The sequence below is a fragment of the Citrifermentans bemidjiense Bem genome (genome assembly GCF_000020725.1).
GTDB classification, from domain to species: domain Bacteria; phylum Desulfobacterota; class Desulfuromonadia; order Geobacterales; family Geobacteraceae; genus Geomonas; species Geomonas bemidjiensis.
Map to the genome: position 1 here is coordinate 1,776,741 of NC_011146.1, position 22,109 is coordinate 1,798,849.

The 22,109-nt window shown below is 60.5% G+C and carries 20 protein-coding genes; all 20 read left to right on the plus strand.

What is annotated here, in order from left to right:
• Positions 1-52 precede the first annotated feature (52 nt).
• The 20 genes from GBEM_RS07700 (at position 53) to GBEM_RS07795 (ending at position 21,976) form a co-directional block, all read left to right on the plus strand.
• On the plus strand, positions 53-877 hold the full coding sequence (locus tag GBEM_RS07700) for a prepilin peptidase (protein ID WP_012529966.1): 825 nt from the start codon (positions 53-55) through the stop codon (positions 875-877).
• Positions 878-887: 10 nt separating this feature from the next.
• Positions 888-2,354: a sensor histidine kinase gene (locus GBEM_RS07705; RefSeq protein WP_012529967.1), complete on the plus strand. Its 1,467-nt coding sequence runs from the start codon at positions 888-890 to the stop codon at positions 2,352-2,354.
• Positions 2,355-2,418: 64 nt separating this feature from the next.
• Complete coding sequence (locus GBEM_RS07710) at positions 2,419-3,789, plus strand: sigma-54-dependent transcriptional regulator (protein ID WP_012529968.1); 1,371 nt, start codon at positions 2,419-2,421, stop codon at positions 3,787-3,789.
• 225 nt (positions 3,790-4,014) lie between these two features.
• Positions 4,015-4,809, plus strand: a complete 795-nt coding sequence (locus GBEM_RS07715) for a DsbC family protein (RefSeq protein WP_012529969.1) — start codon at positions 4,015-4,017, stop codon at positions 4,807-4,809.
• Positions 4,810-4,877: 68 nt separating this feature from the next.
• A complete protein-coding gene (locus GBEM_RS07720) occupies positions 4,878-9,584 on the plus strand; it encodes a pilus assembly protein (RefSeq protein ID WP_012529970.1) in 4,707 nt (1,568 codons plus the stop codon).
• On the plus strand, positions 9,584-10,069 hold the full coding sequence (locus tag GBEM_RS07725) for a pilus assembly FimT family protein (RefSeq protein WP_012529971.1): 486 nt from the start codon (positions 9,584-9,586) through the stop codon (positions 10,067-10,069). Before GBEM_RS07720 ends, GBEM_RS07725 begins: the two co-directional genes overlap by 1 nt.
• The gene (locus GBEM_RS07730; RefSeq protein WP_012529972.1) at positions 10,041-10,454 is read left to right on the plus strand and encodes a type IV pilus modification PilV family protein; all 414 of its coding nucleotides are present in this window, start codon (positions 10,041-10,043) and stop codon (positions 10,452-10,454) included. Before GBEM_RS07725 ends, GBEM_RS07730 begins: the two co-directional genes overlap by 29 nt.
• A 20-nt stretch (positions 10,455-10,474) precedes the next feature.
• Entirely contained in the window at positions 10,475-11,653 is a 1,179-nt protein-coding gene (locus GBEM_RS07735; RefSeq protein ID WP_012529973.1) for a prepilin-type N-terminal cleavage/methylation domain-containing protein, read from the plus strand.
• A gap of 14 nt (positions 11,654-11,667) precedes the next feature.
• Positions 11,668-12,288: a pilus assembly PilX N-terminal domain-containing protein gene (locus GBEM_RS07740; protein WP_012529974.1), complete on the plus strand. Its 621-nt coding sequence runs from the start codon at positions 11,668-11,670 to the stop codon at positions 12,286-12,288.
• Positions 12,289-12,498: 210 nt separating this feature from the next.
• A complete protein-coding gene (locus GBEM_RS07745) occupies positions 12,499-13,008 on the plus strand; it encodes a pilus assembly FimT family protein (RefSeq protein WP_012529975.1) in 510 nt (169 codons plus the stop codon).
• Entirely contained in the window at positions 12,974-13,396 is a 423-nt protein-coding gene (locus GBEM_RS20330; RefSeq protein WP_012529976.1) for a prepilin-type N-terminal cleavage/methylation domain-containing protein, read from the plus strand. Before GBEM_RS07745 ends, GBEM_RS20330 begins: the two co-directional genes overlap by 35 nt.
• A complete protein-coding gene (locus GBEM_RS07755; protein ID WP_012529977.1) occupies positions 13,389-14,609 on the plus strand; it encodes a PulJ/GspJ family protein in 1,221 nt (406 codons plus the stop codon). Before GBEM_RS20330 ends, GBEM_RS07755 begins: the two co-directional genes overlap by 8 nt.
• Before the next feature lie 14 nt (positions 14,610-14,623).
• A complete protein-coding gene (locus tag GBEM_RS07760; RefSeq protein WP_012529978.1) occupies positions 14,624-15,241 on the plus strand; it encodes a hypothetical protein in 618 nt (205 codons plus the stop codon).
• 272 nt (positions 15,242-15,513) lie between these two features.
• Complete coding sequence (locus GBEM_RS07765) at positions 15,514-15,711, plus strand: helix-turn-helix transcriptional regulator (RefSeq protein WP_012529979.1); 198 nt, start codon at positions 15,514-15,516, stop codon at positions 15,709-15,711.
• 18 nt (positions 15,712-15,729) lie between these two features.
• On the plus strand, positions 15,730-16,782 hold the full coding sequence (pilM, locus tag GBEM_RS07770; protein ID WP_012529980.1) for a type IV pilus assembly protein PilM: 1,053 nt from the start codon (positions 15,730-15,732) through the stop codon (positions 16,780-16,782).
• Positions 16,779-17,387, plus strand: coding sequence for a PilN domain-containing protein (locus tag GBEM_RS07775; RefSeq protein WP_012529981.1), 609 nt, complete (start codon positions 16,779-16,781; stop codon positions 17,385-17,387). The genes pilM and GBEM_RS07775 overlap by 4 nt, the downstream gene beginning before the upstream one ends.
• A 15-nt stretch (positions 17,388-17,402) precedes the next feature.
• On the plus strand, positions 17,403-18,002 hold the full coding sequence (gene pilO / locus GBEM_RS07780; RefSeq protein ID WP_012529982.1) for a type IV pilus inner membrane component PilO: 600 nt from the start codon (positions 17,403-17,405) through the stop codon (positions 18,000-18,002).
• Entirely contained in the window at positions 17,983-18,543 is a 561-nt protein-coding gene (locus tag GBEM_RS07785; protein WP_012529983.1) for a pilus assembly protein PilP, read from the plus strand. Before pilO ends, GBEM_RS07785 begins: the two co-directional genes overlap by 20 nt.
• 12 nt (positions 18,544-18,555) lie before the next feature.
• On the plus strand, positions 18,556-21,396 hold the full coding sequence (gene pilQ, locus GBEM_RS07790; protein ID WP_012529984.1) for a type IV pilus secretin family protein: 2,841 nt from the start codon (positions 18,556-18,558) through the stop codon (positions 21,394-21,396).
• Positions 21,397-21,406: 10 nt separating this feature from the next.
• Positions 21,407-21,976 (plus strand): hypothetical protein, encoded by a 570-nt coding sequence (locus tag GBEM_RS07795; RefSeq protein ID WP_012529985.1) that lies wholly within the window; start codon positions 21,407-21,409, stop codon positions 21,974-21,976.
• Positions 21,977-22,109: the final 133 nt, after the last annotated feature.

A 22,109-nucleotide genomic window follows, 5' to 3' on the forward strand; every position in this document is an offset into this window, starting at 1 on the left:
TTTCATTTATACTGCTCTGCAGCCCGCTCATGAGGGGCGTACGAGGTTCGCATTGAGCATCCCCTACATCATCTATTCCTGCTTCGCCTTCATCCTGGGGGGCGTGGTCGGCTCCTTCCTCAACGTCTGCATCTGCCGCATGCCCCAAGGGGAATCGGTGGTCTCCCCCCCTTCGCACTGCCCCAAGTGCGATTACCGCATCCGCTGGTACGATAACATCCCGGTGCTGAGCTATCTCCTCTTGAAGGGGAAATGCCGCGGCTGCGGCGCTCCCATCTCGGCGCAGTACCCGCTGGTGGAGCTTTTGAACGCTTTCCTCACCCTGGCGCTTTTCATCAGGCTTTTCCCTGTGCGGCTCATCGAAGAGGCACCGATGCAGATCGTGCTGAGACAGGGATCGATCTTTGGCGTCCTGTTCGTATTCTGCAGCGCGCTCGTCGTGGTCACCTTCATAGACCTGGAACACCAGATCATTCCCGACGCCATCACGCTCCCAGGCATCGTCGCCGGTTTTGCAGCGTCTTTTTTCATTCCGCAACTGGGGTGGCTCAACTCGCTGATCGGCATATTGGCAGGCGGCGGGAGCCTCTTTCTTGTCGCCTATATCTACCAGGCCATCGCCAAGAAGGACGGCATGGGAGGAGGAGACATCAAACTTCTCGCCATGATGGGCGCTTTCCTCGGCTGGAAGGCAATCCTCTTCATCATCTTCACGGCCTCCCTGATCGGCTCCGTGATAGGGGTGAGCGTGATGCTGGCCCGTAAGGAGAATTCCAGCCTCGCCATCCCATTCGGCCCCTTCCTGGCAAGCGGCGCCGTGCTCTACATCTTCTACGGCAACAGAATCATTCACTGGTACCTGAGCATGGGAAGCTAAAGCGTCCCGTATGAAACCTACCCGGTTCAGCCTCACCTTCTATACCCTCTCCGCCCTGAGCATCATGCTGGTGCTCACCTGGGTGCTTCTTTCCGTAATCTCCTTCAACACCGCCGAAAAAGACCTGCTGAACCAAAAGGGGGAAGAAGGAAAGCTGTTGCTTTCCAGCATCGTCCTTCTGCTGCCGCGTCCTTTGGCCCCGCCCGAACCAGGTTCGGCCGCGGCCAAGTACCTGGAGCACCTTAGGAAGGACCGTGCCTTCGTGGGGCTGCTGGTGATCGATTCCGCGGGGCGAGACCTCTACACCCTCTCCGATCCGGGCGGGGCCAATGCCGCTTTGCTCGGCGTATTGCGCCGTGGGCGCGGGACCTTCCAGGTGTCGCCGGACGGCCGGCTTGCGTGGTGCTACCTTCCGGTCATGGAGCAGGGGAGGGCGATCGGGGCGGCTCGGCTCACCCTGTCGCTGCTTCCCGAGCGGGAAAAGCTCAGAGGTTCCCGGAACCTTTTTCTTTCCTACTTCATCCTCGATTTCCTGCTGCTCCTGGTGGTCGGCTCATATCTTCTTTCCTCAAGCGTAGTTGTGCCGATAAGAAGACTGTTGGCGGCGACCCGCAGAATCGCGGCGGGGGATTTGAGCGGCACCGTGGACATCCCCGGAAGCCAGGAAGTGGCGGAACTGGGCGACGCCTTCAATACGATGGTGGTGGCGCTCAGGGAGAAGAGGGAGGAGGTCGAGGCAAATGTAGCCTCCTTGAACCGCGCCAACCGGGAGATCATCGAGGCGCGCAACGAGGCGATACGTTCCGAGAAGATGGCGTCCGTTGGGCTTTTGGCGGCCGGGATGGCACACGAAATCGGGACTCCGCTTGCGGCCATCATGGGGTACAGCGGGATTCTCTCCGAGGAGGTTGCCGGCGACCCGGAGAAGTCAGATTACCTGCGCAGGATCACCGAAGAGTCGAAGCGGATCGACAGGATCGTCAGGGGGCTTTTGGACTATGCCCGGCCCAAGGGTAGCCAGCGTGAGGAAATAGAAGTGCTGCAGCTGTTGGAGAAGGTGGTGGAGCTTCTGGAGGCACAGGGGGCGTTGAAGCTCTTGGAGGTCACGGTCGAGGCGGAGCCGTCCCTGCCGCGGCTGTATGCCGACCCGCACCAGTTGGAGCAGCTGCTCATCAACCTCATCATGAATGCCAAGGATGCCATGCCCAAGGGGGGCAAGCTGCAGCTCAAGGGGATGAGCGTGGGAGGGGGCGTCGCCATCGAGGTTGCCGACACCGGTGAAGGTATGCCGCCCGAGCACCTGCCGCTGGTATTCGACCCCTTCTTCACCACCAAGGAGCCCGGTAAGGGAACCGGTCTGGGGCTAGCCATCGCGGCCAGGATAGCCGAGTCGTGCGGCGGGACACTCACCGTGCAAAGCGAGTTGGGAGAGGGGAGCCGGTTCAGGCTGACGCTGCCGGCGGGAGGCAGTGGCTAGGGGCTGGGGCCGCAAGGTCAGACAGGTCAGACAGGTCAGACAGGCTGGGCGTTTAGGAGAAAGTGTGACCGAGAAGAAGAAAATACTGGTGGTGGACGACGAGGAAAACCTGCGCCACATGCTCCAGGTCATGCTGAAAAAGCAGGGATACCAGGTGGAGCAGGCGGCGAACGGCGAGCAGGCCATGGAGAAGGCGCGACAGGGGAGCTACGCCTTCATCCTCTGCGACATCCGCATGCCGGTCCTGGACGGCAGGGCTTTCCTGGCCGCCTGCACCACTGCGGGGATAAACAGCACCGTGATCATGATGTCCGCCTACGGCACGCTTGAGGATGCCGTGGGCTGCATGAAGCTCGGCGCCTACGACTACATCTCCAAGCCTTTCAACAGCGACGAGATCTCGCTGGTGCTGAAGAAAGCGGAGGAGCGCGAAAGGCTGAAGGATGAAAACCGGAGGCTGCGCGAGGAGGTGGTGCGCCGCCGTCCCTTGGGCGACATCATCAGCAGAAGCGAACGCATGGCCGAGATCGGGCGGCTGGTGTTGAAGCTCTCCGAGCACAAGACTTCGGTGCTCATCCTGGGGGAGTCGGGGACCGGCAAGGAACTCGTCGCCCGGGCGCTGCACTACTGCGGGGTGCGCCGGGCTGGCCCCTTTGTGGCGGTCAACTGCGGCGCCATCCCCGAATCGCTGCTGGAAAGCGAACTCTTCGGGCACGTGAAGGGCGCCTTCACCGACGCGAGCCAAGACAAGACGGGGCTCTTTGAGGAAGCCGACGGCGGCACTCTGTTCCTCGACGAGATCTCCGAGCTCTCCTTGCCGCTTCAGGTAAAGCTTTTGCGCGTGCTGCAGGAGGAGGAGATCCGCCGGGTCGGTGCTGCAACCTCCCAGGCCGTTAACGTCCGCGTTGTTTCGGCCACCTCGCGCGACCTGGCACAGGAGGTGGCGGCAGGAAGGTTCCGCGAGGACCTCTACTTCAGGCTCAACGTCTTTCCCATCTCGCTGCCGGCCCTGCGGGACAGGATCGAGGACGTCCCCCTCCTGGTGGATCACTTCCTGGAAAAGCATGGTGAGAGGATGGGGATAACCGGCGTGCGCCCGAGCCCCGAGACGCTGCAGGCCCTGGTGCGCTACCGCTGGCCGGGGAACGTGAGGGAACTGGAGAACTGCATCGAACGCGGGCTGGTGCTGTGCGAAGCGGGTGCCCTTGGGCTGTCGTGCCTGCCGGAGAGTGTGCGCCGCGGGGTGGGGATCGAGAGAAGGGCGACCGACATCCCCGAGTCGCTGTCGATAAAAAAGGGGGGGGAGGCCCTGGAGCGCGCGCTTATCGTGCGCGCCCTGGAACAGACCGCAGGCAACAGGACTCGCGCCGCTAAGCTCCTGGAAATAAGCCACCGGGCGCTTTTGTACAAGCTGAAGGAGTACGAGCTGGGGTGATCGATGCCACGCCGCGCCGACCGGGCTCACGCGAAAGAGAAGGCACTTTTTGCATACCTCTTGCTTTTGCTATGAAAAAATTGCATAGTTTTCGCCGGGACCTCCCGGCGTGGAACCCCGAACTCCTGAGAATTGCAGCCAATGGCGGGGCCTCTTCACTCCGTTGGTTGGCGGCATGATAGTTGCTGCACTCTGAAAGCCCAAAACGTCAAACGAGGTAGATACATGTCTTGGTTCAAAGGTCTCAAATATCTGGTCGCCGCAGCTTCTGCCCTCGCGCCCCTGGCGCTCGTCGTCCCCGTCTTCGCCATGTCCGGCGGGTGCGGCGGAGAGTGCGCCTCGTGCCACAGCATCACCTTGCAGGAGGCCGGCTCGCTCCTGAAGGGGATCGGAGTGGTCAAGGATGTGAAGCCAGCGGAAGTGCGCGGGTTATACGAGGTGACCTTCGAGCAGCAGGGAAACTCCGGAGTCGCCTATGTCGATTACAGCAAGAAGTACATCATCGCCGGCCAGGCGTTCGACATCGCATCCAGACAGCCGGTGGGGGCGAATGCGCCAGCAGCCAAGCAGCAGGAACGCCTCGACCCCAAGACCCTTTCCAGCAACGACGCGCTGGTGATGGGAAACCCAAAGGGGAAGAAGAAGCTCTTTGTCTTCACCGACCCCGAGTGCCCCTACTGCGCCAAGGCGCATGGCGAGTTGAAGAAGCTCGCGGCCCTGGAACCGGATCTTGCCATCTACATCAAACTCTTTCCACTGAAGATGCACCCGAACGCCTACGACAAGTCAAGGGTGATCCTGGCTGCGAAGTCGCTCGAACTGCTTGAGAACTCCTTCGCAGGCAAGGCGCTTCCTGCCGCCACCGAGGCGACGCCGAAGAAACCAGTGGACGAGACCATCCGTTTCGCCGCCGCGGCGGGGATCAACTCCACCCCGACCTTGGTACTGCCGGACGGCCGGGTGCTTCCCGGCTTCAAGGATGCAGCCACAATGCAAAAGTTGCTGACGGGGACAAACTGAGGCATCCGCCGCGACCGGCTCGGGTGGAACCTAGGCAGGCGCGTTTTTCAAAAGGACGAGGTATGCACATGGGAAACCGAATCGAGAAGCTCTTGATAAAGACCGCCTGCCTGATCGCGCTGGCCGCAATGCTCATTCCCGCCGTGGCCTGCGCGGAGGATGCCGGCAACCCTTACTGCATGGCGCCGCCGTTTATCTCCGGGGGAATCAAGCCGAACCTGCTGATGCTTATCGACAATTCCTCCAGTATGTATGACATGGGGTACATCGCCGGATCCAACGGGACCGTACCTACCTACAGCTGTGGCAGCAACCTCGTCAGTTCGGCCTACTGCTTCGACAACACCTACGACGACACCAAGGAGTACGAAGGGTACTTCTCGACCTTCGACCCCATCGCCAACAGCAGCAACTACCCGTTCTACCAGTACTCCGGCGGGAAATTCTCCGTGGTCGCAGGGCTTCCCGCCACCGCGGCGGACAACGTCAACATCTTCAAGACCAGCTACGTCTACGTGGCGCTTTCCGGCGACGCCAGCGCCACCCCCTCCACCAGGACCGTCTCCACCTTCGTCGCCAGCGGCAAGTTCCTCAACTGGCTTTCCGCTTCCAAGTTCGACATCGAGAAGAAGATCCTCACCGGCGGGAAGTTCGACCCAACTACGAGCACGCTCAAGGGGGAGTCGAGGGGATGCGTGGGCAGGAGATTCGTGAAGGTGCTCCCGGCCATTCCCAAGCTCTCCTTTGCCGTCAGGGGGCCCACATCGGTCGAGCCGAACTTCGACCCGCGCACCCAGGGGGGGCAGAGCACCATCGAGATCTTCGAGGGAACCTACAACGCCACCGCTTGCCAGTGTGCGGTCTACAACTGGAGCAACGGCAGCTACGGCCAGGCCTCAACGGACACGAAGAGTTGCCTGGGCGCCTCGCCCGCGGACAACGCGCTGGCGACCCTGAACCATACCCAGCAGACCTGCTACGTGCTGAAGAAGAAGTTCGCCGACCCCACCACCAGCTACGACTCGGACGGCTGGCCCACCACGGGACTCAACTTCAACGACATCAAGGTTGCCTGCAACAACGTCTACCTGGACAACAAGAATCCCATCGCGCCCGCGGCCTTGACCGACGAGTCGAACGGCAACTACATCTGTACCAGCGCGGCGGTGCACGGGATTCCCACCGGGCGCTACATAGGTCCGGGCTCAGACACCACGGGGTTCGTGGGGAGGTGCTGGAACGGCTCTTCCGACAAATTCGGCTCGGGGGCCGGATCCGACACCTGCATCAAGCGTGAGATCCTGCACTACTGCATGGGGACGAACTTCGCCGAGGTAACCGACCCCACCAGCATCATCCCCAGTAGCGGCAATATCCCCGCCGTCATCATGGACGCGGGGGTGCGAGCCATCGGGGCGCCGGTCGGGGTGTTCGATGCCAAGGTCGCCGTCACTTCAGCGCCCAGCGGGTTGGTGCAGCAGTTCTCCGAGGATATACGCTTCGGCGCCATGAAGTTCAACGACTTCGGCTCGACCACGGAGTGCGGCAGCACCGCGCTTCCTTGCCCCGCAAGCGGCGTGACCAACAAGGACGCCAGCATGATGATGACGAACTCCTACATAGGGTCGTCCATCGGCGACCACAGCTCCGGAATCGTCAAGGACATAGACGACGTTGTGGCCAAGACCTGGACTCCCTTCGCCGAGGGGTACTACAACGCTATCGCCTACTTCGTCAAGGACGCCACCGCTACCACACCGACGCTGAGCTCCACCAAGTTCACTGCGCGGACCACGGCGCCCGCTTCGATCGCGGCGCCGGTCAACAGCACCGACTTCGACGCCAACAGAAACCCGATTCAGTTTCGCTGCCAGCAGAACAACATCCTGATCATCACCGACGGCTCCTCAACGGCAGACCAGAACGCCACCGTGATGGGCAAGGTGCTGGAGGGGGGGACCGACGGCGTCTTCCGCGATCCCAGCACCACGGCTGAGGCGACCACTTGCGGGAGCTACTCCGGCAGTCCTTTCCTCCACGACCTGAGCTACTTCGCCAAGCACCGCAACATCTTCAACCCGAGCCAGGTCTGCGATCCGGTCGGTACCGATCTGTGCGAGGCGGCGCAGACAATCAAGACGCACGTGGTCTTCAACGCCCCACCCAGTAGCAACACCACCGACGTGTGCGACTCCTATAACCAGATGAGGTTGACGGCCCTAAACGGCGGCACCACCGTGAACAGCGCCGCCGACCCAGCCGACTTGCGCACCGCACTGAAAACGGCCCTGGAGAACGTCGCCGCCGGCGCCTCCTCCGGTACCGCCGCCTCCATCCTCAGCAACAGCGAGGGGAGCGGGGCCAACATCCTGCAGGCGGTGTTCTTCCCGAAGAAGGTTTTCGAGAGCCAGACCAGCGTCGACTGGATCGGAGAGATGCAGAACCTGTGGTACTTCGTCGACCCCCAGATCAGCCATAGCACCATCAGGGAAGACACCCCCCCGGGCGACCTGCTGAAGCTCAACCTCCAGCACGACAAGGTGGTGAGCTTCCGCTTCAGCACCGCCGACAACACCACCTACGGCTACCTGTCCCAAGACACAAACGGCGACGGCATAGCGGACACGGCCGAGACGAAGGTGGACGCGGACGACGTCAACAGCCTCTGGCGCGCCGGCAAGATCCTCCACGCCCGCAACGTGCTCTCCGATCCCAGGAACCTCTACACCCCGCTCATCAGCGGCGGGACGGAGCTGGGCAGCACCGGGCTGATGCGTTTCAGCTACGGCGAGGGGGATCCGGTGCGGCCGGACCATTCCACGCTCTTGACCCCTTACCTGCAGGCGAGCTCCGCGGCCAACGCCCGCGACATCATGAAGTACGTCCAGGGTTTCGATAACGCCACCATGCGCAGCCGGACCGTCAAGAAGTGGGGTATTCCCGCAGGCACCGTGGGGAGCTCGACCTACCTCGACGACGCCAGGTTGAGGGGGATCGGCGTGTGGAAGCTGGGGGATATCATCTCCTCGACCCCGCGCATCCAGTCGGTCAGCAAGCTGAACACCTACAACCTCCCCGCACCCAGCGGCTACAGCGACAGTTCTTACAGCTCGTACATCGGCTCCAACGAGTACAAAGGGCGCGGCATGGTCTACGTGGGGGCCAACGACGGCATGATGCACGCCTTCAAGCTGGGGCTCTTGCGGGTGAACGCCAGCGGCTTCGAAAAGGCAAGCATCGACCCCGACCCGGACCTCGGCAAGGAGATGTGGGCCTACATCCCGAAGAACGTGCTCCCCTATCTCAACTACTACCCGGCCTCCAACTACCATCACCTCTACTACGTGGATGGGGCGAGCCTTCTTTTCGACGCCAGCATAGGCACACGTACCGCCGCGTCGGGCGGGTGCACAGCCGCCAACTACTGGGAGTGCACGAAGCTCTCCTCGGTGGTCGACAGCAGCAACAACCTGAACAGCGGCAACACCTGGAGAAGCGTCCTGATCGGCGGGATGGGGTTGGGCGGCGCCTCGACCAAGACCTGCGCCAGCGGGTCCAACTGCGTGCAGACACCGATTACAGATCCCGCCAACGGCAGTCTCGGGTTCGGCTACTCGTCCTACTTCGCCTTGGACGTCACCACCCCGGCCTCTCCCAAGCTGCTTTGGGAGTTCAACCATGCCGATCTCGGGTTTGCCACCTCCGGCCCGGCAATCATCCGGGTAGGACCCAGCAATACCAATGGGCACTGGTATGCCGTCTTCGGCTCCGGCCCCACCGGCCCGGTCGACACCGAGAACAACCAGTTTATGGGGCGCTCCAACCAGACCCTCAAGTTCTTCATAGTCGACCTGCTGACCGGGAATCTGGAACACACCATCGACACCGGTATAACGGACGCCTTTGCCGGCTCGATGATTGGGTCGGCCATAGATGCAGACCGTTGGAACCAAGGCGTCACCGGCAATTATCAGGACGACGCCATCTACGTCGGGTACACCAAGAAGGTCTCCGGCACCCCCGACACCTGGACCAACGGCGGCGTGATCAGGATCATGACCAAGGAGAGCTCCACCCCCTCAACGTGGGGGTGGAGCTCGGTGATCGAAAACACCGGCCCGGTTGTCACGGCCATTGCCAGACTGCAGGACCGCAAAAACAAGAGGCTCTGGCTCTACTTCGGCACCGGCAGGTACTACTACCGCTACGGCAGCACAGTCGATGACTTCAGTTCCAGGCGCGCCATCTACGGCATCAAGGAACCTTGCTACAACACCAACGGACGTCCGGGGAACTACCTCGACAAAGACTGCTCGGCGACCATAACCAGCGGGGTTACCAACCAGTCCGATTCTGTAACCGCCGTTGGCGCCGGCGGCTGGAAGATCGACCTGGCCAACTCCACGACCGCCAACGGCGCCGAGCGAGTGGTGACCGACGCGGTGGCGCTAACCAACGGGACCGTGTTCTTCACCTCCTTCGCGCCGACGGCCGACGCCTGCGGTTTCGGTGGGAACTCGTATCTCTGGGGGCTCGATTATGGCACAGGCGGACGACCCGATGATGCGGCGCTGGTCGGCAAGGCGCTGATCCAGCTCTCCACCGGCGAGTTCAAGGAGGTGGATCTCGCCGAGGCCTTCGGCGCCGGTTCAGCTCGACTGGGGCGGGTAACGGGAATCCCGATGACCGGGAAGCCTCCGGCTGACGCCTTCCCCATTGTGACCAAGAGCGGCAACAAGCCGGTCAAGCGGATCATGCACATACAGGAGCGGTAATGAGGGGAGAGCGAGGTTTTTCGCTGATCGAAATGGTGGTGGTGCTGGCCATCATCGGCACCCTGCTCGGCATTGGGAGCATGCAGTTCGGCCGCATGCAGAAAAAGTCGAGCATTGAGCAGCAGACCAGGACCATCTACGCCAAGATGACCGAGATGCGCGTCGAGGCCCTCTACACTAAGCAGGCGCGCACCTTGGTGCTCGGAGACCGGAGGCTGACAGTCTACGCGAGCTCCGACGGGAGCGGTCCTGCGCTTCAGGTGCAGCAACTTCCGTTCGCAGCCACCATGGGCGCCGACGACCGCGTCAGCTTCGAGGCCAGCGGCCTGATGACAGGGGGCGACCGCGCCCTCTGCGTGGAACCCGGTGGGGTGGCGGAGAACCCAGGAAATATCGACAGCGTCGTGGTGACCGCTGCCAAGGCCTATATGGGAAAAAGAAACTCGGGAGGAGCCTGTGTCCCAACACAAATTGTTGCCAAATAACAGCGGGTTCACGCTGGTCGAGCTCATGGTCGCCCTGCTGATCGCCATGGTCGGGATGTTTGGGGTGCTGGAGACCATCAACGTCTCCCTGCAACAAACAAGCAAGAACGAGCTGCGCAACGAGGGGGTGAAGCTGGGGGAGAAATACATGGCCGAGTTTAGGGGGACCCCCTTCGATAGCATCGTCGGTCCCTACGCCTTCGTAAACGTGACCACCAGCGTCCGCGGAGCGAAGAAAACCTTTGTCGTCGAGCGCTCCGCGGCCACCATGGCTGAAAGCACCCCGGGGACTGCATCGAGTAAGCAGCTCACCGTGGTGGTCAAATGGGCCTATAGAAACATGACCTCGCAAAACCGCGTCGTCTCGGTGGTGGCCAGGCCATGAGCGGACGCGGGGGATTCGAAATGCTGAGGAACAGCCGTGGTTATTCGCTGGTCGAACTGATCGTGGTGATGGCGATCTTCGTTGCCGTGTTGGTGGTCACTTCGAACGGATTCAAGACGGTGCTGACCCAGATGGGGTCGCAGTCCAAGCTCCTGGAGACGGATATCGGCAACGTGGTCGGGCTCGAGGTGCTCCGTTCCGATTTGCAGAGCGCAGGCTACGGGCTCCCCTGGACCTTCCAGAATACGCCCGGCGCCGATTACACCGAGGTAAATAGCGGCGTCACCACCATGCCGGTCGGGGCGCCTTTCTGGGAGAGCGGGAAAAGCCCGAGCAGCTACAACGATGCTCCCGACAAGGTGCCGCGCGCCGTGCAGAGCGAGGACACCGCCTTCAACAAGGTGGGAAGCGTGGGCTCCAAATACCTGGTGCTGAAATCGCTGACCCTGCTGCCGGAGGCGACGCCCAAGAAATGGATCACCGTCACCTACAGCAATACATCAAAGAACGAGTCGAAATGGAACGATCCCATCCGTTCCTTCGCCACCACGGGCTCCCCAGCGGAGCGGGTCATGGTGATCAGGAATGTCTTTGTTGACGGGATACCGACCAAGCAAATGCAGGTGATGAGCGGCAGCGGCGCCTTCTCCGCCCCATTCAGCACATACACCACCTTGACGCTTCCACATAGCTCGGGTGACGTCTTCGAGGTCTACGGAGTTGCTAAGGCCAGTTCGCTTAGGATGCCCTTCAACCGCGCCGACTACTATGTGCGCACCCCACCCACTCCCCCTCCGGCCTGCGCCCCCAACACCGGGGTGCTGTACAAGGCGTACCTGAACCAGACGAGTGGGTTCACCGAACTGCCGCTTCTCGATTGCGTGGCGGATATGCAGGTGGTCTATGGACTGGGCCCGGTGGGATCGACCGAGGTGAACCTGCACCAGGCGGCCCCACCTGCCACCGCCAAGGACATCCGCGAACAGGTCAAGGAGATACGGCTCTACATCCTGGCGCATACCGGTAGGAAGGACAGCGGCTACACCCATCCAAGCAGGCAGGTCGTGGTGGGAGAGGACTTCGGCGGAGGGGTGGTGGGAAGGAGCTTCGACCTGCAGAACGTGATCGGTACAGGGTGGCAGAACTACCGCTGGAAGCTGTACTCCATAGTCGTGCGACCGCAGAACCTCATACAATAGAGCTGGGTACTTTTATGAAAAAGTTAGGCAACGAAGATGGTATCGCGCTGGTGACGGCACTGATGTTCACGCTCATCTGCCTGGGGATCGTGGCGGCGCTGATGCAGATGCTGCTGCTCCAGACCAAGCTCTCCGGGAGCCAGAAGAACTACCGCAACGCCCTGGAGGCCTCCTATGGCGGCACCGAACTGCTCACCCGCGAATTTATCCCCAAGCTGTTCAGCAACTATTCGAGCGGGATCGGGCCGCTGATTACCGCTTACAACACGAGCGGGATCGGTGATATCGGTTTGGTGGCGAGCAGTTCGCTAAAGGTGAAACTCAATACCGCCACCGACGATTGGGGCACTCTCTCCAAGACCCTCGATGCCAAGGACGCTCCAGACCTTCAGTTCACCCTGAAGTCGCTCGACACCGCCGGCAACTTCAAGGTCTACGCCAAGATCGTCGATACCGTCCCGGGGAACTCCGACACCACCGGGATCGACTATCTGGACAGCGGGGCAGGGGTGGCGGGGACTGGGGCAGGGATCTCTCCAAAGCACAACCCCGTGATCTACACTCTGGAGGTGCGCGGCGAACGCGCCAACAACCCGAAGGAGAAGGCACTCCTTTCGGTGCTCTACGCCTACTAACGGCAGCCTGACTCCTACCTTTTTCTCACACCCTCTCCAACGAAACCCTCCCCTTGCCGGGAGGGTTTTTTTTGCAGCAATCGCCTCCTGCGCTTTCCAGAATTGCCCCGCCGACCTTTTTATTTTTTACCTTGCTGCTACTATTGGAAAGTTCAAATTTAATCTGCAGGGTGCGCCATGCGCCGTGGGCAGCTTAGAGGCGGAGGGATGATGCAGTCACGCGGCTTTTCACTCATTGAGCTGCTCATGATAATGGGCATCCTCTCCATCCTGTACGCCATCGGGACCCTAAGTTTTAACACCTACCAGAAACGCTACCGGGCCGAGGCCCAGACCAGGTTCCTCTTCTCCGAGATACAGAAGGCACGTGCAGACGCCATCTGTCAGAGGAGGGGGGCCAGGATCAAGGTCTACCACGACCGTTTCGAGCGTTACTCCACATACCAAGACGACACCAGCGGGGTTAAGCCGCTGCAGAGCCATCCGCTCACCTTCCCGGTGGTCTGGGAGGCTCCAAGCGCTAACGGCGAACGCTACATGATCGACTTCGAACCGCGGGGGATCATAGACACCGCCGCAAGTTCCGGTGGCTCCATTTGCATCGACGACAATGCCGCCTCGGCAGCCGTGGACAGCATCAAAATCTTCTCAACCAGGATCAGCATAGGTAAAAAGGGGCAGGGAAATGAATGCAGGAGCGCCAATATCACGGTCAAATAGCCTCGGCTTCACCTTGATAGAGGTGCTGATGGCGATGTCGGTGCTCACTGTCGGGCTCCTTGGGCTATTGCAGTCGCTGCAGCTGGGCTACCGGCAAAACCTGCGCGACCGGATGCGGAATGAGGCTGTCCAGGTCGCCGAGGAGCAGATGCACGATCTGCGCAGGATCCCTTTCGATGAGATCGTCGGCTTCAAGAGGGATATCCCGAAAAAGATCGGAGGTCGGGAGATGCCGTTCGAGGCGGCGGGAACGGTAGATGACATCGGATCCACCGGTTCCACGGCGCGCCCCGCCAAGAAGCTGAGGGTGACGGTTTCGTGGACAGTCCACGGGGAGCGCTTCAACCACGAGATTTTCACAGTGAGGACCAGGAGATCCGATGAGTAAAAGTCGCAATTCCGCGCACGGCTACACCATGATCGAGTTGATGGTGGTGATGCTGATCTTCTCGGTCGTGATGGCCCTGATCAGCGTCTCATTCTCCAGGATGGTTCGCGGCTCCGGGCAGCTGCTTAAAAGCGCCGAAACGGACATCGGAGGGCTAATCGGGCTGGAACTGATGCGCAGCGACACGGAATCCGCCGGATTCGGGCTTTACTGGAGCGGGCCTGGCGGAGGCGTCTCGGCCATCAGCTACATGGAAGCCAGTGACGACCTGGTGCTGGTGAACAACTGCCCCGGCGGCTGCCCCAACGCCAAACCGTCGTTATTCGACGACCGTACCTACGCCACCGACCGGTACATCCCGCGGGCCTATCGGGTCGGCAACAACGTCGGTTACAACGGCTCCGACTACGTTGTACTCAAAGGGACCACGCTGGGGACGAACAAGGTGTCCCGGGCTTGGGGCTACCTGAACTACAGCGCGGGGACGGTAGTCACTCCCCCCAGGGATGCATCAGGCGCAACGTTTCATCCCGGTGACCGCGCCATCGTGCTGAAAAGCGGAATGTCAGCAGGAAGAGAGGTGCGGGAGCTCGTCATCGCCGGTAACCAGTTTTACACCTCCTACGCCGATGCTTTCCAAAAGGAATTCCGCCCCAAAGAGCCGGGCGACAACTTTCTCGTCTACGGCATAGACGAGCCGGGCGGATCTCTTCGCTTTCCGTTCAACAGGACCGATTACTATATTGATCGTCCCGGCGACATATCCAGAACCTGCGCTCCTGGGACCGGCGTCCTTTATAAGTCCGTGATCAACCAGAGCGGCAAGAAACCAGAGGAATGTCCCATCCTCGACTGCGTGGCCGACATGCAGGTGGTGCTCTACACTGACTCAAATGGGGACGGCGTGGTCGATTATCACCCGGACGGCGAGGAACTGGACGCACAGGACGCACTGAAAACGCGTAAACAGCTAAAGGAGATCCGGGTCTACATCCTGGCTCAGCAGGGAAGAAGGGACGATACCTACCGCTACCCCGTGGCGGAACCCGAGCGGGCTATCCTCGTCGGCGATCCGGCGCTAAAAGAAAACCCGGAGGAAAGCGCCCTGGGACGCATCTGGACTTCGAGCAAAATGGCCGACATCTTCGGCAGCATCTGGCGCAATTACCGCTGGAAGCTCTACACCATTGTGGTGCAGCCCAAAAACCTGTAGCAGGGGAGGGGAGCATGGCAATCCTTCGCTCTGAAGGTGGGGCGGCGCTGATAACGGCACTGATGCTGACCATGCTTACGCTGGTGATCGCGCTGACCCTGCTCACCATAATCACGACCGGCACCAAGGTTTCCGGTAGCCAAAAACGTTACCGCAGCTCTCTCGCGGCCGCCCAGGGAGGGGCGGAACTGTTGGCAGCGGAGATCGTGCCGAGGCTGTTCCAGTCTGGGAGCCTTAACCAACTGGAGCACGACTACGCGCTGATCAACCTGCAGCTAAGCGACGCGAACTGCCTGAAGCAGAAGCTGGAGCAATCGGTAGGAGGCTGGAGCAACTGCAGTGCGGCCCAAGCCTCCACGGACCCCGCGCAGGCGCCGGACGTTTCTTTCCGCCTCGCCGGGGAACCACCGGCGAAGGGTTTTCTGGTCACCTCTAAGATAGTCGATACTACCCCCGGCAACTCCGATGCCAGCGGCAACGACCTGCTCGACCCGGGCGGCGCGGTCTCCAGCAGGGACGACACGGTTCATCCGCGACACGTCCCCGCCATGTACAACCTTTCCGTGCAGGGGGTTCGGGAAGAGGCAGGATCCCGCGAAAAGGCGCGGCTGTCTGTGCTTTACGCCTATTGATCACCGTCTTTTTGCTCGTACTTTTCTCGCCGCCGCCCTTCCTCTCTTGGCCGTTGCGGAAGGCATTCCGATGTCTGACGGACCCTTCTTTAATAAACCCTTTGTTTCTGCAGGTGCGGCGCAGCCGGGGCCGGGATCCAGGCTTCAATAGACCGCCTTTGTACCTCTTTGCAATATAATTACATATAATTTTGATTAATTGCTTGACTTTTCTTTCTTATAGTGTAGATCTTTAGCAAATTTGTTATGTCTGTTTTAAACCGGTGCCTACCATGATCATGAATAGCGTCAAAAAGCTGCGGGAAGAGCGACTGATGAGCAAGGCGGAGCTGGCGCGCCTTGCCGGAGTGTCGCCTATCACCATCGACCGGATCGAGCGGGGAGAGGATTGCAGGATGGAAACCAAGCGCAAGATCCTGCTTGCCCTTGGCTTTTCACTCTCCGACAAACAGAAGGTATTTCAGGATTAGCGGAAATAGGACCACGCGATGCTTTTCTCAAAGAAGAAGGACATAGTAGGGGTCGACATCGGATCCAGCGCGGTGAAGCTCGTGCAGCTGCGCCCGGTGAAGGGGGGGTACCAGCTGGTGAAGATCGGCATCTCGCCGCTTCCCGCCGAGGCCATCGTCGACAACACCCTCATGGACAGTTCCTCGATCGTGGAGACGGTGAAACAGCTTGTTTCCGGCCTGGGAGTGAAGGCCAAGGAAGTGGCGTGTTCCATTTCCGGCAACTCGGTGATCATCAGGAAGATCTCGCTCCCGGTGATGCCGGTGGAAGAGCTGGAGGACCAGATTCACTGGGAGGCTGAGCAGTACATCCCCTTCGACATCAACGACGTCAACGTGGATTTCCAGATACTGTCTCCCGACGAGCAGGACCCCTCGAAGATGAACGTCCTTCTGGTCGCCAGCAAGAAGGACATCATCAACGATTACCTTTCGGTGTTCGCTGAGGCCGGGCTCAAGCTGGTGGTAGTGGACGTCGACTCCTTCGCCGTCCAAAACGCTTACGAGGCAAACTATCCGGCGGACCCGGACGAGGTGGTTGCCCTGGTCAACATCGGCGCCAGCATCTTCAACCTCAACATCATACGGGACGGGGTTTCGCTGTTCACCCGCGACGTGCAGATGGGGGGGAACCTATACACCGAGGAGATACAGAAGCAGTTCGGGATCAACAGCGAGCAGGCGGAGCAAATGAAGCTCTCCGTCACCGGTAACGAAGACCAGAGGCTGGCCGAGACGCTGCAACGGGTGAACGAGACCATCGCCCTGGAGATGCGCCGCTCCCTGGACTTCTACAATTCCACGGCAGGCGAGGGGAGGATCACCAAGGTGTATCTCTCCGGCGGCGCCGCGAAGACCGCATTTCTCATGGAGGCAGTCCAGCAACGGCTGGCGTTGCCGGTGGAGATCCTCAACCCGCTCTTGAAGGTCGCGGTGAACGAGAAGGAATTCGACCTCAAGCACCTTGAGGAGATCGCACCGCTGATAACGGTAGCGGTGGGGCTGGCGACGAGGAGGGTCGGGGACAAATGATCAAGATAAACCTCCTCCCCTTGCGGGCATCCAAGAAGAAAGAGACCATCCGGCAGCAGGTCTCGATACTGATCGTCTGCGTTGTAGGCGTCCTGGTGGTGGGGCTCAGCTTCTACGGCGTGCTGCGTGGCAGAATCGCCGCGACCACGGCAGAGATCGCCAACTCCGAATCCGAGTTGGCATCGCTCAAGACGAAGATCGGCACCATCGACAACATCAAAAAGCTGCAGCAGGAGGTCAAGAAGAAGCTCGACGTCCTGAACCAGTTGCGCCGTGCGAAGACCGGTCCCGCCTCAAGGCTCGCGGCCCTCTCCGATGCGCTGCCGCCGAAGCTGTGGCTCACCAAGTACGCCGAGAACGGCAACAGCGTCACTATCGCCGGCGTCGCCATGAGCGAGGAGCTGATCGCAGTTTTCATGAAAAGCTTGCAGGCCTCAGGCGCCTTCAGCAACGTCGAGCTGGTGGTTTCAGAGCAGAACGAGACCGCCGGGGTGAAGGCTAAACGTTTCGAACTGCAGGTCCAGATCGCGCAGCAGCTGTCCGCAACTGAAGCGGTGGGTTCCCCGTCAGCCGGGAAGAATCCTCCACCCAAACCAACTCCCTGACGCAGAGGCCTTGCCATGGATCCACAAATAGAAAAATTGCTCAAGCTCCCGACCAAGGAGAAGGTCGCCCTGTTGGCTTTGGTGCTGATAGTGGAGGGGGTCGCCCTTTTCTATGGGCTGCACCGCCCGAAGATGGACGAGCTGAAGGAGCTCAAGGCGAAGCAGGAAGAACTCCAGAAGCAGATCCAGGAAAGCCGCAGCATCGCCAACAACCTGCCGCGCTTCAAGGCCGAGTACGAGCAGCTCAAGAAGGACCTGGACAACGCCCTCACCGAGCTTCCCAACCAGAAGGAGATCCCGTCGCTTCTGACCAGCATCTCCACCCAGGGGAAAGGGGCGGGGCTCGACTTCCTGCTCTTCAGGCCCAAGCCAGAGGTTCCCAAGGACTTCTACGCGGAAGTGCCGGTGGACATCGCGGTGGCGGGGACCTACTACCAGGTCGCCGATTTCTTCCTTTCGGTGGGAAAATTGCCGCGCATCGTCAACATCACCAACGTAAACGTCTCTGATATCAAGGAGAGCAACGGGCGGACCACCCTGAAGGTCAGCTGCCTGGCCACCACCTTCCGCTTCCTCGACCCTAAAGAGAAAAAAAATGAAAAAAAGCCTAAATAACATCGCGCTGACGTTGCTGCTGCTGGCTCTTTGCGGCACCGGTTGCAAGAAGGAAGAGGCTCCGCCTCCACCTCCACCTCCGCCCGCCGCACCCAAGCCTGCGGCACCCAAGCCCGCAGCACCGGTGCAGGCACAGCGCTCCTCGGTGAGCAGCACCGGCGCCTCACTGGATTTCAGCAAAAAGACCGACCCGTTCAAGTCGCAGGCCCCCGTGGTGGCGAAACCGCAGCCTGGATCTCCGGGGACCGGGGGAGGAGGCGGCGCGGTGTCACCTGCCGCGGACCTTCTCCCGATCCAGAGCTATGAAGTGTCGAAGTTCAAGGTGGCAGGGATCATCGCCGGCCTCAGGGAGAACCAGGCGCTGGTGATCGACCCCAACGGCAAGGGTTATGTAGTGAAAGCAGGCATGCAGATCGGCAACGCCAACGGCCGTATTTCCAGGATCACTTCCTCAAGCGTGGAGGTGGTGGAGCGTTACCGCGAAGGCGGTGGCCGCCCCAAGAGCAGGACTATCGTGCTCACGCTGCCCAAGAAAAGGTAAGGAGCGTTTCAGATGACAAGGTACCAGTGCAGAATTCTATGTCATGCCGTGGCACTCATCGTTTTGTTGACCATTTCCGCCGGATGCGTGAAACGGATGACCGCTGCGAACGAGCCTGCCCAGGCAGAGGCCTCCGCCTTTGCGACACTCAAGTCGGTCACGGTGTCGGCCGACGCCACCAGCGTGGAGCTGGTCAGCGACAAGCCGATCACCTATACCTCCTATAAGGGGGGCGATCCGACCCAGATCATCGTCGACATCTCCCAAACCGAGCCGGGGGCTGTGACTTCTCCCATCGAGGTGAACCGCGGCAACATCAAGCAGATTGAGGTCGAGCGCCAACCTTTGGGCGGGAGCGTGCTGACGCATCTAAGGCTCGTCCTGACTAAGGACGTCGACTTCGCGGTCGCCACCGACCCCTCGGACAAGAGCAGGCTCAAGATCTATCTCCCGGTAGTGGAGCCCGAGGCGAAGGCCGAGCCGGCCGAAGTCAAGGAAGCCGCGCTTTCCGAGAGCAGGATCGACGAGAAGACTCTTTCGCCGGCCGCAGCTGCCGCGCCCGCCGTTGAGGCCAGCGCTCCCATCAAGGCGGAAGCCATGGCGGCACAGACCGCCGCGCCTGCCGCGGTGCCCAAGGCAACAACCGCAGCTGTCGCACAACCGAAAGCTGGTGCCGCCCCCGAGAAGAGTGGCGGCGCAGAGGGGGGACGCGGTCTCAACGCCGTGATCACCGGGGCGGACGGTGTTGATCTCTCCATCCAGGGGGGGGTGCAGACCTTCAACTCCTTCAAGTTGATCAAACCTGACCGCATCGTCCTCGACCTCTTCAAGGTCAAGAACTCGCTTCCCCAGAACGTGGTGCCTGTCAACGCCTTCGGCATCGCCAACGCCCGGGTGGGGTCGACCCCAGATAAGGTGCGCGTGGTGCTGGATGCAGCGGGGGACAGCCTCCCTCCGTACGAGGTGGTCAAGAGCGACCTCGGGGTGAAGATCAGGCTCAAGGGAAAGACCCCGGCCATCGCCAAGGCTCCGGCTGTTGAAGCCCCGGCAGCGGCGGCCGCCCCGGCTCCGGCTCCGGCAACACGCCCCGCCCCGGCTCCGGCTCCGGCAACACGCCCCGTCCCGGCGCCGGCAGCAGCGAAGCTGAAGTCCGAGGTTCCCCACTCCCGCCAGACCAAGGGGGCGCTGGAAGGGATCGAGTTCAAGGTGGTCGACGGCGTTTCCCGCGTCTCCATGAAGCTCTTCGGGACCTGCGAGCCCGGACAGCCGTTGCGCGGGCCCCACGGGGTAACGCTCAGCATCGCCAACTGCCAGGTACCAAAACAACTGCAGCGCGCGCTCGACACCACCCAGTTCGGCACACCGGTGCTCTCGGTAACGCCTTACCAGGTGAAGGTAAAGGGGAGCACCGTTACCAAGGTCCTGGTTAAGCTGCGCGGCAACCCCGAATTCAGCACCAGCCGCAAGGGAGATCTGCTCCTTTGGGACTTCGTGAACCCGGGTCCGGTAGCGGCTCCCAAGCTCCCTGCCGCACCGCCTGCTCCCAAGGCCAGGGCCAAGGCTTCTGCCGAGCCCAGGGTCGCCGAGGAACTGACCCCGACGCCGGCGCGTACCAGCGACGACATGGCGGTTCAGCTTCCCAGCGATCGCCCGGCCAAGAAGGTCTACACGGGGAGGAGGGTGACCCTCGAATTCTCCGACGCCGATGTGAGGAAGATCTTCCAGTTGATCGCCGAAGTAAGCAACCTGAACTTCCTCATCGCCGATGACGTCACCGGGACCATCAGCATAAAGCTGGTAAACGTACCATGGGACCAGGCCCTCGACGTGATCCTCGATGCCAAAGGGCTTGCCATGGTGCGCGAGGGGAACATCGTTCAGATCAAGCCCAGATCCAAGATGCAGAACCAGGCCGACGAGGAACTCGCTGCGAAGAAAGCGGCTGAGCGTCTGATGGAACTGAAGACCATGGTGTTCGAGGTGAACTACGCCTCGGTGAACGACGTGGCGATGCAGTTCGGCATGCTCAAGAGCGATCGCGGCGTCATCACCAAGGACGAGCGCACCAGCCGCGTGATCGTAAAGGACATCCAGACCGCTCTCAACGACATGAAGGCGCTCCTGAAAACGTTAGACGCCCCCGAGAAACAGGTGATGATCGAGGCCCGCATCGTCGAAGCCACCTCGACTTTCACCCGCGACTTGGGCGTGCAGTGGGGGCTTAGCTACCGCGACGGCTCCGCTTCGGTTGCTGGCATCAACTCGGTAGACACCGGTTTCGGCGGAGTTGTTTCAGCGGCCGGGCCGGGCTCCTCTGGTGCAGGCGGACTCGGGCTCGGCATGTCCTTTGGCAAGCTGACCAGCAACATCAAACTCGACATGAGGCTTGCCGCGGCCGCGACCATCGGGCAGGTGAAGATCATCTCCACCCCGAAAGTCGTCACTCTGAACAACAAGGCCGCGAAGATCTCACAGGGGCAGTCCATACCATACCAGACCACCTCAGCCGAAGGAACCAAGACCGAATTCGTCGAAGCCGCCCTGACCCTCGAGGTAACCCCGCACATTACCGCGGACGGCTCGGTCAGCATGAAGATCAAGGCTAGCAACAACTCGCCCGGCACCGGGTCGCCCCCTCCCATCAACAAGAAGGAGGCGACCACCGAACTGGTGGTGTCCAACGGCGACACCACGGTCATCGGTGGCATCTATGTCGACAGCGACACCGAGTCCGATACCGGGGTCCCGTTTCTTTCGGACATTCCGCTTTTGGGTTGGCTCTTTAAATCCAACTCCAAGCAGAAGACCAAGACCGAACTGCTGATTTTTATTACGCCTAAGATAGTTCTTTAAGGAGATTGTAATGTTCAGAAAAATTGCACAGTTGTTTTGTCTGGCATCCGCCATTGTTGCCCTAAGTTCATGCGGTGGTGGTGATCTCGGAGGCGGAATTGGCGAATTCGCTACTGTCAACGCAACGGCAGTTCCTAAGACTGCTAGGCTTGAATCTGACATTGTCACCGGCAACGCCTGTACCACCGTATCCACTGGCGGCACGGTCAAGACTGATAATGTAGACGTGGATTTCACTTCAAAGCCACAATTCACTACTGGCGCCCTTAACTTAGAGGTCACCAGAATAACCATACACTACATACCGGCCAACCCTGCTACACCAGCTATTCCCGATACATTTCTTAACACAAATCAGACCGTAGCTCCCGGTAGTACGTTCACGTTTACGGTTCCTGTCTTAACGGAAGCGCAGAAAACTGCGCTCCTGAATCGTACTACGTTACCAATGCCTCTATGCAGCTCCACTGTCTTCGAGTACTACGTGGACATTATTTTTGAAACCACCGAGCCAGGGGGGATTGGCAAAACGAGAAACATCACTGCCAAGATGAATCTGGCCGTGGCAGACAGAACTTAAATCTTTGCACGATGTCTCATATTAATGCTTCCAAAGTGCATGAAATGGCTTTCACGAGGTAAATGTGCCATTTACTCCGACTTCATAGACGATAAGCAACGACCTACCGTTTCCGGCAGCTCATACTGTCGAA